This is a genomic window from Bacillus cereus group sp. BfR-BA-01311 (assembly GCF_022664295.1).
Classification (GTDB): Bacteria; Bacillota; Bacilli; order Bacillales; family Bacillaceae_G; genus Bacillus_A; species Bacillus_A cereus.
Map to the genome: position 1 here is coordinate 328267 of NZ_JAKUHC010000001.1, position 18179 is coordinate 346445.

The window sequence follows — 18179 nt, forward strand, 5'->3', positions numbered from 1 at the left end:
ATGTTTTGTTCATTTATTTGGAATCAATAGCAGTTTCGGTTATGTATAACTCTCTCATCAATATGGAACAATAAAAAGTAAAACATCCATATTGAATGTGAGGGATATACGTATGCGTATGAATGAAAAAGGGCATTCTGTTACAAATGGTGCAAATCAACTGTTTAACGTGAATTTTCATGATTTTATTTCAAAAGAGCAAAACAATACTTCAATGGAGCTTGCTTCGGAGTTTGGGATTTCTCTTCAAGATGTAAAGCGTTTAAAGAAGCAGATTGAACGTTCTTAGAGCACTTGACAATCCTACTTAACAAACGTATAGTAATTTTATATTTACATATGAATATAACCGTTGATAGAGAAGAGTAAATGAGACACACATGGAAAGAGAAGGAATGTCTTAGGCTGAAAACATTTCTGCATGATGACTGATTGAATGACACTCTAGAGGTTTCAACTTGAACGGCATATATGCTTAGTAGGGATGAACGCATATTTAAGCGTTATTAAAAAAGTGGAAGCATACGTGCTTCAATTAGGGTGGCACCACGGGTATAATACTCTCGTCCCTACTGTTTAAACAGTAGAGGCGGGAGTTTTTTTATTTTTATTAAGATTAAAACAATTTGAGGAGGAACTGAATATGTCTATTCAAATCCCACGCGGAACGCAAGATATTCTTCCAGGCACTGTTGAGTTATGGCAGTATATCGAAGGGCAAGCACGCGAAATTTGCCGTCGTTACAATTATAAAGAAATTCGTACACCAATCTTTGAACACACTGAGCTATTTTTACGCGGTGTTGGTGATACGACAGATATCGTACAAAAAGAAATGTACTCATTCCAAGATCGTGGAGAGCGTAGCTTAACATTACGTCCAGAAGGTACTGCACCTGTTGTACGTTCTTACGTTGAAAATAAAATGTTTGGTGATGCGACACAACCAACGAAATTATACTATATCGGTCAAATGTTCCGTTATGAAAGACCACAAGCAGGTCGCTATCGTCAATTCGTACAATTCGGTATCGAAGCAATCGGCAGTAATGACCCTGCAATTGATGCAGAAGTAATTGCACTTGCTGTTGAATTTTACCGCGGCATGGGCTTAAAAAATATTAAAGTTGTATTAAACAGTTTAGGTGACGCAGCGAGCCGTCAAGCACACCGTGATGCATTAATCGCACACTTTGAGCCACGTATCGGCGAATTCTGTTCTGACTGTCAATCTCGCTTAGAAAAGAACCCACTTCGAATTTTAGACTGTAAGAAGGACCGTAACCATGAATTAATGGGAACAGCACCATCTATTACAGAATACTTAAACGAAGATTCAGCAGTATACTATGACAAAGTTCAAGAACTATTAACGATGATGGATGTTCCATTTGAAAAAGATCCGAACTTAGTGCGTGGTTTAGACTACTATCAACACACTGTTTTTGAAATTATGAGTGAGGCAGAAGGTTTCGGTGCGATCACTACATTAAGCGGTGGTGGCCGTTATAACGGACTTGTACAAGAAATTGGTGGACCAGAAATGCCAGGTATCGGTTTTGCAATGAGTATTGAACGTTTAATTATGGCGCTAAAAGCTGAAAACATTGAATTACCACTTGAACATAGCATTGATTGTTACGTTGTAGCGCTTGGCGAAAAAGCGAAAGACCATGCTGCAAAAGTTGCGTTCGATCTTCGTAAAGCTGGATTGTCAGTTGAAAAAGATTATTTAGATCGCAAAATGAAAGCACAATTTAAATCAGCAGATCGTCTAAAGGCGAAATTTGTAGCTGTATTAGGAGAAGATGAGCTAGATAAAGGCATCATTAACTTAAAAGATATGGCAACAGGTGAACAAGAAGAAGTAGCGTTAGATGTATTTGCTTCATACGTAGCAGAGAAATTAATATAGGGGGAACTTACAGTGGCTGAAAGAACACATGCATGTGGAAAAGTAACAGTAGAAGCTGTTGGACAAACAGTTCAATTAAAAGGTTGGGTACAAAAACGCCGTGACTTAGGTGGATTAATCTTTATCGATTTACGTGACCGTACAGGTATCGTACAAGTTGTATTTAACCCAGAAACATCAAAAGAAGCGTTAGAAGTAGCAGAAACAATTCGTAGCGAATACGTATTACACGTAGAAGGTACAGTTGTTGAACGTGGTGAAGGCGCAATTAATGACAATATGGCAACTGGTCGTATTGAAGTACAAGCAACAAAAGTAAATGTACTAAATGCAGCGAAAACAACGCCAATTATCATTGCTGATGATACAGATGCATCAGAAGATGTGCGTTTAAAATATCGTTATTTAGACTTACGTCGTCCTGTAATGTTCAACACATTCAAAATGCGTCACGATGTAACAAAAACAATTCGTAACTTCTTAGATACAGAAGAGTTCTTAGAAGTAGAAACACCAATTTTAACGAAAAGCACGCCAGAAGGAGCTCGTGACTATTTAGTGCCAAGTCGTGTACATGATGGTGAATTCTATGCATTACCACAGTCACCACAGTTATTTAAACAGCTTCTTATGGTCGGCGGATTTGAGCGTTACTATCAAGTAGCACGTTGTTTCCGTGATGAAGATTTACGTGCGGATCGTCAACCAGAATTCACGCAAATCGATATCGAAGCTTCATTCTTAACACAAGATGAAATTTTAGATATGATGGAGCGTATGATGACGAAAGTTATGAAGGATGCAAAAGGTGTAGAAGTGAGTGCACCATTCCCTCGTATGAAATATGCTGATGCAATGGCTCGCTACGGTTCTGATAAGCCAGATACACGCTTTGAAATGGAACTAACAGACTTATCTGAGTTTGCAGCAGATTGTGGCTTTAAAGTGTTTACAAGTGCTGTAGAAAGCGGCGGACAAGTAAAAGCAATTAATGCAAAAGGTGCTGCAAGTAAATATTCTCGTAAAGACATCGATGCATTAACTGAATTCGTGAAAGTATACGGTGCAAAAGGTCTAGCTTGGCTTAAAGTTGAAGAAGACGGCCTAAAAGGACCGATTGCGAAATTCTTCGGTGAAGAAGATGCAAATGTGTTAATGAGCACATTAGAAGCTACTGCTGGCGACTTATTACTATTCGTAGCAGATAAGAAGAGCGTTGTTGCAGATAGCTTAGGCGCACTTCGTTTACGTCTAGGTAAAGAGCTTGAGTTAATTGATGAAAGTAAATTTAACTTCCTATGGGTAACTGATTGGCCACTACTTGAGTACGATGAAGATGCAGATCGTTACTTCGCAGCTCACCACCCATTCACAATGCCATTCCGTGAAGACGTTGAGTTACTAGAAACAGCACCAGAAAAAGCACGTGCACAAGCATATGACCTTGTATTAAACGGTTATGAGCTTGGTGGTGGATCACTTCGTATTTACGAGCGTGACGTACAAGAAAAAATGTTCAAAGCACTTGGATTCTCACAAGAAGAAGCGCAAGAGCAATTCGGATTCTTATTAGAAGCATTCGAATACGGTACACCACCACACGGCGGAATCGCATTAGGTTTAGATCGTCTTGTTATGTTACTTGCAGGCCGTACGAACCTTCGTGATACAATTGCATTCCCGAAAACAGCAAGCGCAAGCTGCTTATTAACAGAAGCTCCAAGCCCAGTTGCAGAAGCGCAGCTTGAAGAACTGAACTTAAAATTAAGCTTGAAAGAAGAGAAGTAAGAATAGGGTCTAGATGGTTATACTATAACCGTCTAGACTTTTTTTGAGAGGTTGTTTAAAAAGTCCGGTTTAGATAACTGTCGCATCTCATCGTTGCTTCGCCAGTCCGGTGCTCGAGTAGTGTTTCTACACTGCGCTCCTCCTGGCTTCAGCGCCTCGATCTGCTCGGTTCTCTAAATCCTCTTTTTTAAACGTGTATTTAGGAAGAAATAAAATTCTGGTCTATGTTTTCATTCTCGAAATATGTATTTTTAGGAATTCTATAACTTTTTCTATACAAATAGTCGGAAAAACGCTAGAATACATGGTAGACCATTTTTGTAATAGGAGTGTAGAGCTGAATGTTACATCAATTTTCACGTAATGAATTAGCCTTCGGTAAAGAAGGACTTGAAATATTAAAAAATAGTACAGTCGGTATTTTAGGAATTGGCGGTGTAGGTTCTTTTGCAGCTGAAGCGTTAGCACGTTCTGGCGTAGGACGTCTCGTATTAGTTGATAAAGACGTTGTAGATATTACAAACGTAAACCGTCAAATTCACGCTTTAGTATCTACTGTAGGACGTTCAAAAGTAGAATTAATGAAAGAGCGTATCGCGGACATTAACCCAGAGTGTGAAGTAATTGGACTAGAAATGTTTTATACAGATGAAACATATGAAGAGTTCTTTAAGTACGGTTTAGACTTTGTAGTGGATGCATCTGATACGATTACGTTCAAAATTCATTTAATTAAACAATGTTTACGTCGTAAAATTAAAATTATCTCAAGTATGGGTGCAGCGAATAAAATGGACCCAACTCGTTTCCGTATTGCGGACATCTCTAAAACACATACAGATCCAATTGCGAAAGTCATTCGTACGAAGCTTCGTAAAGAGGGTATTAAAAAAGGTGTAAAAGTTGTCTTCTCTGACGAAAACCCAATCGTAATTCGTGAAGAAGTACGTAAAGAAATTGTACCAGACGAGAATGCAAAAATTCGTAAGGCGAAATTACCGCCTTCATCAAATGCATTCGTACCATCTGTGGCAGGCTTAATTATGGCAAGTCACGTTGTACGTGAACGCATTAAAAACGTAGAAGTGAAACGTGTAGGGCAAGAATAAAAGAAAAGCATATATCCATTTTGGATATATGCTTTTTTATCTCTTTGGGAAAGAAAACTCCATCTGATTTGTGTTACGGGTGAAAATCAACAATTCAGGTGGAGATGAGTTGCCGTAAGAAGGTAGACCAAACACCTTTGTTTCGTTCATAACAATTTCTTGAGGGCGAATATTTGTTTCTTTTTGTCTTACGATATAATCTGCCCTTAGATAAGGAGGGAATATATCGTAAGATAACGAAATTGGATAATAATAATTTGGTTACTTGAGCTAAAAGAAATAATTTTAATAAACTCTCTAAGAAAGGTGGTGAAAGCAATGGTTAGAAAGAAAGCAGTGAAAGTATTACGTAAACAAAAGAAAAGAGAAAACATGCAACGATTCACGCAGAAACAGAATATTGGGCGAGCTTGCTTGACTGCAAAAGAATTCCGCTTACTGCAACGCATGTCACATAGTTCAAAAGCGTTACGAAATGTTGGGTTGTACACGATGAAACAAAGTTACTTGAATCATAATAAAATGGCTACTGTAAAAGAAGTGGACACTGCCATGCAAACCGATATGAACTACTGGGGCATTCAATCAAACTCTGTCCAAGCAATTCGTAGAGCCTTATATGCAGAAGTAAAAAGCTTTTTTAAGGCATTGGAACAGTGGAAGAAAAAAACTGAAACATTCACAGGTCGTCCTAAGTTTCCAAATTATTCTCGTTCAAATGACAAACGAATCATTGAAATCTATCAAGTTCCAAAAGTGGATGATAACGGGTATTGGATCATTCCGATGAATGTGGCATTCAGAAAAAAATTCGGTTCCATTAAAATATGTATGCCTAAAAACTTGAGAAATAAAAAAATCTCCTACATTGAGATTGTACCGAAGCAAAAAGGTCGGTTCTTTGAGGTGCATTACACATATGAGATGTACGTTTCTCAAATGAAGAAACAATCCACGACTACTAGTAGCGCTTTGAGTTGCGATTTAGGTGTAGACAGATTAGTAAGTTGCGTGACAAATACGGGTGATACATTTTTAATTGATGGAAAAAAATTAAAATCCATAAACCAATATTTCAACAAAGCGATACGTAATCTGCAACTGAAAAATATGGAAAATGGACTTTCAAAACGCGTTGTAACGAATAAAATGGCCGCACTTTGGCATAAACGAGAACGACAAATAAATGGTTACATTTCACAAACTGTAGGCTTGTTGTTCAAAAAAGTGAAAGTATTTGGCATAGATACGGTTGTCGTAGGGTATAATGCTGGTTGGAAACAAAAATCAGATATGGGAAAAAAGAATAATCAAAAGTTTGTTCAAATCCCATTTCATAAACTGATTGCAGCAATTGAGAATAAGTGTGTAAAAGAAGGCATCCGATTTTTGAAACAAGAAGAAAGCTATACTTCAAAAGCCAGTTTCCTAGACAAAGATCCGATTCCTGTTTGGTCTAAGGATGATAAGAAGTATTATCACTTTAGTGGCAAACGAATGACTCGTGGTCTGTACCAAAGTAAAGCAGGAACATGTATCCATGCTGATATTAATGGTGCATTGAATACATTGCAAAAATCAAGAGTTGTAGAATTGGATGACAATCTCAAGGTGAAAACGCCGATTCTATTAGAAGTGCAAAAATGTAAGGCTGTTGCTTCGCGCATAGCTTAGTGGGTGCGTCAACCATCCATGTGTACTCGACTTGTCGGGGCTTGTAGCACACGCCGGAGTCATCTGAGTGGTGGCTTCTTCTATAAGGAAGAATTGCTCTTTTTCGAAAGGGTGGTGCAAGTGGGAAAACAATCGTTCGTTGCCAGTACCAACCAAAAACATACTTGGGGTGTTACCGTAAGGTGGCATGAATACTAGAGCGTCAACTGTCTAGCGATAGACGAAAAGACCTAGCGTTCTAACTCAAGCCCCCACTGAAATGTTTCATCTCAGTGGGGGGAGTTGACATGTATTAAAGAAATATGGATATTTGCATTACTACTAGTTCAAATGTAAGTAAGGTTAGTAAGCAATAATCATATTTATCTGATTTATAGGCGGATGTCTTTTTTAGACTGTTAATGGTGAAAAGAGCTAAAGTTAGGACGAGAAGGCCAAGAGTTATTTTGAAGATTATTAATGAAATAGCGACCATCTCCCTTTAAAGGTATATGTTTATAATAACATTTCTGTTGTAGGAGTTTCCTTGTATGACAAGGAGGAATGTTATTGTCAATCTTTGTCGTTAAATCGATATCCTTTATTGAATCGTTGATATATTGTAAGTTGTGATAGATAAATTTGAAAAATCGTTGATATATTGCAAGTTGTGATAGATAAATTTGAAAAATCGTTGATATATTGTAAGTTGTGATAGATAAATTTGAAAAATCGTTGATATATTGCAAGTTGTGATAGATATATTCGAAAAACCGTTAATATAATTTCATTTACCGATATCTATATATGGTTCACCGAAAACAAACAGGGATGTCACTCAGTTAAAAAAGTGACATCCCTGTTTTTAATTCTCTGCAGAATAAATAATATCTAAATTCCCATTTTGATCGGTTTTGAAAATCGGGGCAATTTGCTCTTCTTGCTCTTCGACTGAAACAAGTTTTCGAGCACGATCCATAATTCGAACAAGCATCGCGTAATCTTCTTCGATTGCTTGTTGTTTTTTTGTGAGTACCGCTAATTTCGTTTCAAGTTCATGATTCGTTTTTTGCAGAGAGGTGAGTTGAGCTTGTAATACATCATTTTCAGTTTGCAACTTTGCAAGTGAAGGATTGTTATGTTCTAAATTTTGTAAAAATGAAATGACATTTTGCATTGTAAGATCTTGTTTACTTGGCGTAATATCTTCTGAAAAATCGGCGTCAATTACGAGTTGTTTCGTTTTCGTGAACCGATTTTTTTCTATATTAGCTTCAGAACGTTTTAATTCTTTACGTTGTTTTTTTGCAAGCTGCACCGCATCTTCGTAATTCGGTCTTACTTCAGCATTCCATCTAAAGCCGCAAGCTGCTGAAGTCCGGTTCAACGCATCGCCAACTTCATCAAATGCTTTTATTTGTGTACTTCCGCTGCGAATATGTCGTAAAACAGTTTCTGCTAAAAGGAGATCATCTTCTTTTGTCCATGCATCTTGACGTGTTTTCATAAGCGAAGCCTCCATAATGGTGACGTTTTCGTTTATGTTACCCTTTATTTTTCGTTTTATTCGAAGTTTGTAATCTTTCATAAACAGTAGAAAGTGCTTGCTCAAATTTTCCTGTCGTTTTCGGTTTATAATATTGCTTGCTTTTTATTTTATCAGGTAAGTATTGTTGCCTTACCCAGCCGTTTGGATGGTCGTGCGGATATAAATATCCAATGCCTCTTCCAAGTGATTCTGCGCCTTTGTAATGACTATCTTTTAAATGGCTTGGAATGTCACCTGTTTGACCGTTGCGTAAATCGTGTAATGCAGCATCAAGTGCTTTATAAGCTGAATTTGATTTTGGTGATAAGCATAGCTCGATAACGGCATTTGCAAGTGGGATGCGTGCTTCTGGGAATCCAACTCGTTCAGCTGATTCAATTGCAGCTAGTGTACGTGGTCCAGCTTGTGGGCTAGCAAGTCCAATATCTTCATAAGCCATAATAAGAAGGCGTCTGCCAATGCTTTGTAAATCACCTGCTTCAATAAGGCGTGCTAAATAATGGAGTGCTGCATTTACATCACTTCCGCGCACTGATTTTTGAAATGCTGATAATACATCATAATGAGCATCGCCGCCTTTGTCGTGGACGAAGCTCTTCTTTTGTAAGCATTCTTCTGCAATCTCGAGTGTGATTTCAGCCGCTTGATCGTCTGTAGTAAAGCTAGATAATACAGCAAGCTCAAGTGCGTTATAAGCGGAACGCATATCACCACCAGAGGCGTTTGCAAAGTGATGTAGTGCTTCATCTGTTACCGTTACTGCATATTCTCCAAGCCCTTTTTCTTTATCTTCTAAAGCTCTTTTTAACCCAATTAAAATATCTTCTTCTGTTAGTGCGTGTAATTCGAAAATTTGACACCTGCTTCGAATAGCGGAGTTTATTGCATGGAATGGATTACTTGTCGTAGCACCAATTAAAGTAAGAAGTCCGCTTTCTAAGTGAGGTAATAGAAAGTCTTGCTTTGCTTTATCTAGACGGTGAACTTCATCTAAAATTAAAACGAGGTGTCGATGCATCTTCGCTTCTTGTACGACAACTTCCATATCTTTTTTATTGTGAGTAACAGCGTTCAATAGACGAAACGGGGTACCGGTACTTCCTGCAATTGCACTGGCAATGGATGTTTTTCCTGTACCTGGAGGACCGTATAAAATCATAGATTGAAAATGATTGGCTTGGACCATTCGCCATAAAATCTTTCCTTCACCAACTAAATGTTGTTGCCCAATAATTTCTTGAATATTTGTAGGGCGCATTCGATGTGCGAGTGGTTGTTTCATTTGGACCGTCTCCCTTAATATATAATCTCGTTCTATCGTATCATTTTTTTCTACGGAATTTGAAATAGGATGCTGTTTTATGGGAAAAATGAAGGTTAATATTTTCATTTTTCTTTCAATTGTAATAATTTCCGAGTTTTTCAATGTGATTTTATGTTATCATTTTGATACACAAGTTGAAATTTCTTATAATACTATATTATGCTATAATTTCATAGGATTTTAAATTGTGTTCTTTTTATAAATAAGATATAACCAATAGAAGTGAAAATTTGAAAAGAGGTGCAAAATAGATGAAGATTTCAACAAAAGGCCGCTATGGCTTAACAATTATGATTGATCTTGCAAAAAAGTTTGGTGAAGGTCCGATTTCATTAAAATCAATTGCGCAGGCGCATGACTTATCCGAGCATTACTTAGAGCAATTAATTTCACCACTTCGTAACGCTCGTCTTGTAAAGAGTACGCGCGGGGCATACGGCGGATATGTATTATCTGATCAACCGGCTAACATTACAGCTGGGGATGTAATCCGTGTATTAGAGGGACCGATTAGTGTTGTAGAAATGATAGAAGAAGAAGAGCCAGCACAGCGCCAGTTATGGATGCGTGTTCGTGATGCGGTGCAAGAAGTGTTAGATAGTACAACGTTAGAAGATTTAGTACGTTATGAGGAAGAAAATCACGGGGGCTATATGTTTTACATTTAATTCCTTGTGAAACGATTTGGAAAGAAGGAGATTTAATGGAACGCATTTACTTAGATCATGCTGCGACATCTCCGACTCACCCAGAAGTGGTCGAAAAGATGATTCCATATATGACAGAAATATTCGGGAACCCGTCTAGTATTCACTTTTATGGACGTCAAACTCGCCATGCAGTAGATGAGGCGAGACGAGTGTGTGCACGCAGCATTCATGCGAATCCGAATGAAATTATATTTACGAGCGGTGGTACAGAAGCTGATAATTTAGCGCTTATCGGTGTAGCACGTGCGAACCGTCATAAAGGTAACCACATAATAACGACGCAAATTGAACATCATGCGATTTTGCATACGTGCGAATTGTTAGAGCGTGAAGGGTTTGAAGTGACATATTTACCTGTCGATGAAACAGGGCTTATTCAAGTTTCTGACATACAAAAGGCATTAACAGAAGAGACGATTCTTGTATCTGTTATGTTTGGGAATAATGAAGTAGGGACAATGCAACCAATTGTGGAAATAGGAAAGTTGCTAAAAGATCATCAAGCTTATTTCCATACAGATGCGGTACAAGCTTACGGTTTAGTAGAAATTAATGTGAAAGAGTTTGGAATTGATTTATTATCAATTTCAGCTCATAAAATTAATGGGCCAAAAGGTGTAGGGTTCTTATACGCTGGTGCAAATGTGAAATTTGAACCGTTATTAATAGGCGGAGAGCAAGAAAGAAAACGCCGTGCTGGTACGGAAAATGTGCCTAGTATTGCTGGGCTTCAGCATGCAATTCTTATAGCTGAAAAAACTCGTGAGCAAAAAAATGCCCAATATGAAGAGTTTAAAGATATAATGGTATCTGTCTTCAAAAATGAAGGCATTACTTTCGAGGTAAACGGAAACTTAGAACATCGCTTACCGCATGTACTTAATGTAAGTTTTACAGGAATGAACATTGAACCATTTCTTGTGAACTTAGACCTTGCTGGTATTGCAGTATCAAGCGGTTCTGCTTGTACAGCTGGTTCGATTGATCCATCACATGTATTAGTAGCGATGTTTGGAAAAGACTCCGATCAAATACGTTCATCCGTACGCTTTAGTTTTGGACTTGGAAATACGAAAGAGCAAATTGAAAAAGCGGCGTACGAAACAGTGAAAATCGTGAAGCGATTAACACAAAATTAGCATGGGAGGTGACATGATGAACAAACTACCTCACGAAACACGCGTTGTCATCGGAATGTCCGGTGGCGTCGATTCATCTGTAGCAGCACTTTTATTAAAAGAGCAAGGTTATGATGTAATCGGAATTTTTATGAAAAACTGGGATGATACAGATGAGAATGGTGTCTGCACAGCAACAGAAGATTACAATGATGTAATTGAAGTGTGTAACCAAATTGGTATTCCGTATTATGCAGTAAACTTTGAAAAACAATACTGGGATAAAGTATTTACGTACTTCTTAGATGAGTACCGAGCTGGTCGTACACCAAACCCAGATGTAATGTGTAATAAAGAAATTAAATTTAAAGCATTTTTAGAGCATGCAATTGCGCTTGGTGCGGATTATGTGGCAACAGGCCATTATGCACGCGTTGCTTATATGGACGGCGAATATAAAATGCTTCGCGGTGTTGATGACAATAAAGATCAAACATATTTCTTAAATCAATTAAGCCAAGAGCAATTATCAAAAACAATGTTCCCGTTAGGTGAATTAAAGAAACCGCAAATTCGTGAAATGGCGAAAGAAGCTGGCTTAGCGACAGCGGCGAAAAAAGATAGTACAGGTATTTGCTTCATTGGTGAGCGTAACTTTAAAGATTTCTTAAGTAACTACTTACCGGCACAACCAGGTGTAATGCAAACATTATCTGGTGAAGTGAAAGGGAAGCATGACGGTTTAATGTATTATACAATTGGACAACGTCATGGCCTTGGAATTGGTGGTAATGGTGATCCATGGTTTGCTGTTGGGAAAAATCTAAAAGAAAACATTTTATATGTTGATCAAGGATTCCATAACGAACTTCTATATGGTGATGAAGTTATTGCTACGAATGTAGGATGGGTAAGTAACAAAGAAAAAGAAACAGAATTTAAGTGCACGGCGAAATTCCGTTATCGTCAAGAAGACAATAAAGTAACGGTTCAAATAGTTGATGAAAATACAGTTCGTATTCTTTGTGATGAGCCAATTCGTGCAATTACACCAGGACAAGCAGTCGTTTTCTATGATGGAGATGAGTGCTTAGGCGGTGCTACAATTGATGAAGTATACCGTAGTGGTAAGAAATTGGATTATTTAGGATAAACGAGAAGCCTCTGCCGATTAGCGGTTAGAGGTTTCTTTTACATAAAGCGAATTTTCGTTCGCTTGGAAAATACATTCTTTGTTATAATTTGTTGTAGAGGTGAAGGACATGTCAAACAAACTTGAAACAGGTATTCAATATATGCAAGAAGGAAACTGGGAAGAAGCAGCTAAAAATTTTACAGAAGCAATCGAAGAAAATCCGAAAGATGCGCTTGGGTACATTAATTTTGCAAATTTATTAGACGTATTAGGTGATAGCGAGCGAGCGATTTTATTTTATAAACGTGCACTAGAGTTAGATGATAAATCTGCAGCAGCCTATTATGGTTTAGGAAATGTATATTATGGCCAAGAGCAATTTACTGAAGCGAAAGCTGTATTTGAACAAGCAATGCAAGCTGGATTACAATCAGCTGATGTAACATTTATGTTAGGTATCACACATGTACAGCTTGGAAATGATCGTCTTGCACTACCATTCTTACAAAGAGCAACAGAATTAGATGAAAACGATGTAGAAGCTGTATTCCAGTGCGGACTTTGCTTCGCGCGATTAGAACACGTTCAAGAGGCGAAACCTTATTTTGAAAAGGTATTAGAAATGGATGAGGAGCATGCAGATGCGTATTACAATTTAGGTGTTGCGTACGTATTTGAGGAAAATAATGAGAAGGCTCTCGCTTTATTTAAGAAAGCAACTGAAATTCAGCCAGATCACTTTTTAGCGGGTAATGGCGTTCGTTTATTAGAGCAAGAAGCTGAATAAGATAAAAATATAGTTTAATGGGTAGTTATCCCTCATCTAAAAAGGTGGGGGATGTACTGCTTATTAAAGTGAAAATACCGGAAAGGAGAGGAAAAATGGGAAATCAACATGCAATGGATTTGTTTGAGGAAGAGAAAAAGTTTATAAAAGCGCAAGTTCTTCATACCATTTTCCACAACGAAGAAAACCTCTATTCCGTTGTCAGTATGAAAGTCATTGAAACGAATGAAACGTATGACGAAAAGAAAGTAATGATAAACGGTCATTTTCCCCGCATGCATGAAGATGAAGTGTTTACATTGACAGGTCATTTTAAGGACCATCCAAAGTATGGAAAACAATATATGGTTGAAACATTTAAAAAAGAATTGCCGCAAACAAAAGCAGGTATGGTGCAATATTTAGCGAGTGATTTATTTAAAGGGATAGGAAAGCGTACAGCTGAAAAAATTGTGGACCATCTCGGAGAACATGCTATTTCTAAAATTATGGATGACCCTGAGGCATTAAATGGTGTTGTTAATAAACAAAAGGCTCAGGAAATATATGAGACAATTGTTGAACATCAAGGGCTAGAGAAAGTAATGAGCTTTTTAAATGGCTACGGTTTTGGAACGAAACTTTCTATTAAGATTTACCAGCAATATAAAGAGATGACATTAGAAGTGATTCGTAATAATCCGTATCAACTTATCGAAGAAGTGGACGGGATTGGTTTTGGAAGAGCGGATGATATAGGGCGTGCGTTAGGGATATCGGGTAATCATGACGACCGTGTACGCGCAGGATGTTTTTACACATTAGAGAATGTCTCATTACAACTTGGTCACGTTTATATGAGGAAAGATCAACTTGTAAGAGAAACGATGTCACTTTTAAACAATCAAGAAGGAAGAGTGACTGAGGAAGATATTATAGGTTGTATTGAAACGATGCAAAGTGAAGGGAAAGTCATCATCGAAGAAGAACGAGTGTATTTAGCAACGTTATTCTACTCTGAGAAAGGTGTTGTAAAGTCTATTCGCAGGCTTATGAATCAAGAAGAAACACCTTCATTTCCAGAAGCAGAAGTGTTAAAAACGTTAGGTGAAATTGAAGAACAACTCAACGTACAATATGCACCGTTTCAGCAAGAAGCAATTCAAACGGCACTTCATAAACCGATGATGTTATTGACAGGTGGACCAGGAACAGGGAAAACAACAGTTATTAAAGGGATTGTTGAAATGTATGCGTCACTTCACGGGTTATCGTTAAATCCGAATGAATACAGTGATGATAATCCATTTCCAATACTATTAACAGCTCCAACAGGAAGAGCAGCGAAGCGGATGAGTGAATCGACAGGACTTCCAGCTTGCACAATTCACCGTTTACTTGGTTGGACGCCAGAAGGATCTTTCCAGCGTAATGAAACGGATCCTGTCCAAGGTAAGCTCCTTATTATCGATGAATTTTCAATGGTTGATATTTGGCTTGCAAATCAGCTATTTAAGTCGTTGCCGACGAACATTCAAGTTATCGTTGTAGGTGATGAAGATCAGTTGCCATCTGTAGGACCTGGACAAGTATTAAAAGATTTATTAAATGCAGGCGCAGTTCCGACAGTGAAGCTTACTGAAATTTATCGTCAAGCGGAAGGCTCATCAGTGATTCAACTTGCCCATGCGATAAAAAATGGAACTCTACCACCCGATTTAGCACAAAATCAAAAAGATCGTTCATTTATCAGCTGTACAGGAGCTCAAATTGTTGAGGTTGTGAAAAAAGTTTGTGAAAATGCTAAAACAAAAGGCTTTAGCGCAAGAGATGTACAAGTATTAGCACCGATGTACCGCGGGCCTGCTGGTATTAATGTATTAAACGAAGCGCTGCAACAAGTATTTAATCCGAAGAGGGAAAAGAGTAAAGAAATTGCTTACGGTGATGTTGTGTATCGAAGAGGCGATAAAGTACTGCAACTCGTGAATCAGCCGGAGAGCCAAGTGTTTAATGGTGATATTGGGGAAATTGTTTCGGTGTTTTATGCGAAAGAAAACGTTGAGCAACAAGATATGATTATCGTTTCATTTGATGGAATTGAGGTAACGTATACGAAGCCCGATTTAAATCAAATTACGCATGCATATTGTTGTTCCATTCATAAATCACAAGGTAGTGAATTTCCGATTGTTATTATGCCAATCGTGAAAAGTTACAACCGTATGTTACGTCGTAATTTAATTTACACGGGCATTACAAGAAGTAAGAAGTTCCTTATTATTTGCGGAGAGGAAGCAGCTTTCCAATCTGGTGTAAATCGCCTTGATGATGCAATGCGTCAAACAACCTTAGCTAGTCGCTTGCAAGAATCACAAGGAGAAGTACAGATGGTCACAGTTAATGGCGAGGAAATGGACGTGGAAAACATTTCACCGTATGATTTCATGTAACAAGGTGAAATTATATAGTGAAACTTTCAAACGCATAGCGTTGAAAGGCTCCAGTAAAATGTATAAATGAATGCAGTTTGGACATAATGGCGAATAGAATCTGGGAGACTGTAAGGAGATGAAAGCCATATGTTTATTTGTCCAAATTGCAAAGGGAAAGACATTGGAAAAATAGGTGTCAACCAATTTTATTGCTGGAATTGTTATATCGAATTATCGGTTTCAAAGGGGAAAATCCATACGCATCAAGTTGAGGAAGATGGTTCATTAAGCTCTCTTGATGATTTATTTGATGAGAATGAAAGAACGATCGGATAACGAAAAGGGGGATTTACTTTGAATCTACGCAATTCATTAATCGCATTAGGTGTTGGAGCTGCAGCATATCAATATGCTCGTAAGCAAGATGTATTTTCAAAACGCAATATGAAAAAAGCACGTAAGATGATTAAGTCTTACTTATAATCATTTCGATAAAGTGAAAAACTCCCTTGTAGACAAGGGAGTTTTTTTATGCACCCATATGCAAATAAAAAAGTCCGATCTCTGAGAAAAGATAAGATAGACCGTAGCAGCCAACGCCAAGTATTCCATACTGCCATAATTGCTTCGCTTTTTCTTTACGTGAGGAATGAATAAAGAACCCCTTCCAAATACCGAACCCGATACAAATCCATTCAAGAATCATAAAAAGTGCTGATAATCCAAGCATAAACAAAACCATAATTAGCCCTCCTGATTATATTAATTCATGCTGTATTCTCAGGGGTGGTTGTCCTTGTTATGTTATTTATATGTACGTCTTTAAAAAACAGTATGGTCCGTATGAAAAGATTTTAAAAGTTTCGCACATAACCTACCCCATTTATTTTCAAAATAAAGGTGGAGGAGGTTTTTCATGTGAAGAATCTTAAAATCATTTGGATATATCGTTTAGGATTATTGTTACTTGTTTTTCTTTGTCTGCTCGTCTTTTTAAAAATTAAGCCGCTATGGGCACCGATTATTTTTGTATTTAAAGTAGCAATCACGCCGTTTCTTATCGCGTGTTTTATTGCGTATTTATTGCACCCTTTAATTGAAAAAATTCATAAGGAAGGGATGCCCCGTACACTTGCCATTTTGCTCATTTATATCCTTTTCTTTGGCGGAATTGGTTATGGGATTTATAAAGGAACACCAGTTGTTATTAAACAGTTACAAGAGATTAATGAACAATTTCCCCAGTTTACAAAGATGTACGATTCGTGGATGGATGGCGTTACAGAACAAACAGCGAATTTCCCTTCGTTCATTCATGAAAAGGTGAAGCAACTTTTTGTGGGTGTGGAAACGAAGATTCAAGCGCTTTTAAATAAAGTGATGAGTACAGCTCGTGGTGTACTCGATTCATTGCTCATTATTTTCTTAATACCGTTTATTGTATTTTACATATTAAAAGATTATGGTGAGTTTTATCATATCTTTTGGAAACTAGTCCCAAGTAAATGGCGAGGTACGGGGCAAATGCTTGCGAAAGAAATTGATAAGTCACTTGGAAGCTATATTCGAGGACAGTTATTTGTTTGTTTAGTATTAGGGGGAGTATCAGCTCTTTCTTTTTGGTTTATCGGTATGAAATATCCATTATTGCTTGGCATTATTATTGGGGTAACGGATATAATCCCATACTTCGGTCCTATTTTAGGAGCGATCCCGACGTTAATGATTGCAGCAACAGTATCAACGAGTTTACTTATTAAGGCGGGGATCACGATTGCGATTTTGCAATTTGTGGAGAGTAACATTTTATCGCCTTACATCGTTGGTAAGTCACTTCGTATGCATCCCGTTATTATTATGCTTGCCTTACTAGTTGGGGGAGAGGTAGCTGGGATTGTAGGATTGCTAATATCGGTTCCGATTTTAGCAGTTATTCGCACTGTCATTGTTCATGTGAGACCGCTCTTGAAAAAAGAAGATGTGTAAGTATAGAAGCCCTCTATGTAAGAAATAGAGGGCTAATCATATATTTATTTAGAAAGTTGCTCGTGTATTTTTTGAACGAGGGAGCCCACATCATTTGTTTGAATATGTTTTATTTTTTTCCATTCGTTATCATACATAAATATAATTTGATTATTGAAAAGACGCTTTTGTTCTTTTAGATTAGAAATTTTTGCGAAAGAGTACTCTTCAAATATTGGATTCTTACTTACATCTGGCCCATAAAAGAATAGTCTTTTGTTCGTTAAAATTAGCAATCCTGGCCTTGCGACGGAACGATAAATAAATATGTCTAATGAACATGCTGCGTAAAATAATATCGTTTCGTCAGTCGCTAATATGTTTTTAGCTTTGCTAAGTAAGGTTGTCATTGTGATCGCTCCTTTATTTTATTAACAATAATTTAATTGTAGCAAAAAAAGTAATATTTAGAAATTTTTATAAATCATTCTTATAAGGAGATTCCGATTTGTTAATAAACGCATAATATATGAAAAGGCTGTTAAGAATGAATAGTAGAATACCTATGATAAATAAGCAATTAATACAATATAAATGATTATCTACATTGACAAACTTAAGAGAATTCTATTATATTTAGTCATATAATACATTAAATCAATGACGGAACAAGTACGTTACAGTCCATTTATAGAGAGAAGCTTCCATATGG

17 protein-coding genes and 2 other annotated features (1 of these 19 running past the window's edge) are annotated in these 18179 nt (G+C 37.4%); of the genes, 13 read left to right on the top strand and 4 right to left on the bottom strand.

Annotation, left to right across the window (positions count from 1 at the left end; all coding sequences use genetic code 11):
• The first annotated feature begins 112 nt into the window (after window positions 1–112).
• From MR136_RS01725 to MR136_RS01745, 5 genes are all read left to right on the top strand, one after another.
• On the top strand, window positions 113–289 hold the full coding sequence (locus MR136_RS01725) for a hypothetical protein (protein WP_001242605.1): 177 nt from the start codon (window positions 113–115) through the stop codon (window positions 287–289).
• Window positions 290–343: 54 nt separating this feature from the next.
• Window positions 344–574: a binding site (T-box leader), on the top strand.
• Between the two features lie 69 nt (window positions 575–643).
• A complete protein-coding gene (gene hisS / locus MR136_RS01730) occupies window positions 644–1915 on the top strand; it encodes a histidine--tRNA ligase (protein ID WP_000027084.1) in 1272 nt (423 codons plus the stop codon).
• A 12-nt stretch (window positions 1916–1927) separates the two neighbouring features.
• Window positions 1928–3703: an aspartate--tRNA ligase gene (gene aspS, locus MR136_RS01735; protein ID WP_000840891.1), complete on the top strand. Its 1776-nt coding sequence runs from the start codon at window positions 1928–1930 to the stop codon at window positions 3701–3703.
• A gap of 341 nt (window positions 3704–4044) precedes the next feature.
• On the top strand, window positions 4045–4812 hold the full coding sequence (locus tag MR136_RS01740; RefSeq protein ID WP_000903179.1) for a tRNA threonylcarbamoyladenosine dehydratase: 768 nt from the start codon (window positions 4045–4047) through the stop codon (window positions 4810–4812).
• Between the two features lie 318 nt (window positions 4813–5130).
• A complete protein-coding gene (locus MR136_RS01745; protein WP_000251808.1) occupies window positions 5131–6486 on the top strand; it encodes an RNA-guided endonuclease TnpB family protein in 1356 nt (451 codons plus the stop codon).
• A gap of 844 nt (window positions 6487–7330) precedes the next feature.
• Here MR136_RS01745 and MR136_RS01750 read toward each other — a convergent pair.
• Complete coding sequence (locus MR136_RS01750; protein WP_000857713.1) at window positions 7331–7972, bottom strand: RsfA family transcriptional regulator; 642 nt, start codon at window positions 7970–7972, stop codon at window positions 7331–7333.
• A gap of 37 nt (window positions 7973–8009) precedes the next feature.
• A complete protein-coding gene (locus MR136_RS01755) occupies window positions 8010–9296 on the bottom strand; it encodes a replication-associated recombination protein A (protein WP_000812943.1) in 1287 nt (428 codons plus the stop codon).
• Window positions 9297–9589: 293 nt separating this feature from the next.
• On the opposite strand from MR136_RS01755, the gene cymR reads away from it, so the two are divergent.
• The 7 genes from cymR (at window position 9590) to MR136_RS01790 (ending at window position 15985) form a co-directional block, all read left to right on the top strand.
• Window positions 9590–10006, top strand: a complete 417-nt coding sequence (gene cymR / locus MR136_RS01760) for a cysteine metabolism transcriptional regulator CymR (protein WP_000704116.1) — start codon at window positions 9590–9592, stop codon at window positions 10004–10006.
• Window positions 10007–10041: 35 nt separating this feature from the next.
• A complete protein-coding gene (locus tag MR136_RS01765) occupies window positions 10042–11187 on the top strand; it encodes a cysteine desulfurase family protein (RefSeq protein ID WP_000439881.1) in 1146 nt (381 codons plus the stop codon).
• 16 nt (window positions 11188–11203) lie between these two features.
• Window positions 11204–12319, top strand: a complete 1116-nt coding sequence (gene mnmA, locus MR136_RS01770) for a tRNA 2-thiouridine(34) synthase MnmA (RefSeq protein WP_001038010.1) — start codon at window positions 11204–11206, stop codon at window positions 12317–12319.
• 109 nt (window positions 12320–12428) lie between these two features.
• Window positions 12429–13088, top strand: coding sequence for a tetratricopeptide repeat protein (locus MR136_RS01775; protein ID WP_000066409.1), 660 nt, complete (start codon window positions 12429–12431; stop codon window positions 13086–13088).
• A 95-nt stretch (window positions 13089–13183) separates the two neighbouring features.
• The gene (recD2, locus tag MR136_RS01780) at window positions 13184–15520 is read left to right on the top strand and encodes an SF1B family DNA helicase RecD2 (protein ID WP_059303433.1); all 2337 of its coding nucleotides are present in this window, start codon (window positions 13184–13186) and stop codon (window positions 15518–15520) included.
• A 129-nt stretch (window positions 15521–15649) separates the two neighbouring features.
• Complete coding sequence (locus tag MR136_RS01785) at window positions 15650–15838, top strand: hypothetical protein (protein WP_000469281.1); 189 nt, start codon at window positions 15650–15652, stop codon at window positions 15836–15838.
• An 18-nt stretch (window positions 15839–15856) separates the two neighbouring features.
• A complete protein-coding gene (locus MR136_RS01790) occupies window positions 15857–15985 on the top strand; it encodes a YrzQ family protein (RefSeq protein ID WP_001053553.1) in 129 nt (42 codons plus the stop codon).
• 46 nt (window positions 15986–16031) lie between these two features.
• Here MR136_RS01790 and MR136_RS01795 read toward each other — a convergent pair whose 3' ends face one another.
• A complete protein-coding gene (locus MR136_RS01795; protein ID WP_000242535.1) occupies window positions 16032–16244 on the bottom strand; it encodes a hypothetical protein in 213 nt (70 codons plus the stop codon).
• Window positions 16245–16420: 176 nt separating this feature from the next.
• On the opposite strand from MR136_RS01795, the gene MR136_RS01800 reads away from it, so the two are divergent.
• Window positions 16421–17488, top strand: a complete 1068-nt coding sequence (locus tag MR136_RS01800; RefSeq protein ID WP_000793128.1) for an AI-2E family transporter — start codon at window positions 16421–16423, stop codon at window positions 17486–17488.
• A gap of 44 nt (window positions 17489–17532) precedes the next feature.
• Here the strand turns inward: MR136_RS01800 and MR136_RS01805 are convergent, their stop codons facing one another.
• Window positions 17533–17877, bottom strand: a complete 345-nt coding sequence (locus MR136_RS01805) for a PH domain-containing protein (RefSeq protein ID WP_061457721.1) — start codon at window positions 17875–17877, stop codon at window positions 17533–17535.
• Between the two features lie 241 nt (window positions 17878–18118).
• Window positions 18119–18179: a binding site (T-box leader), on the top strand (it continues 159 nt past the right edge of the window).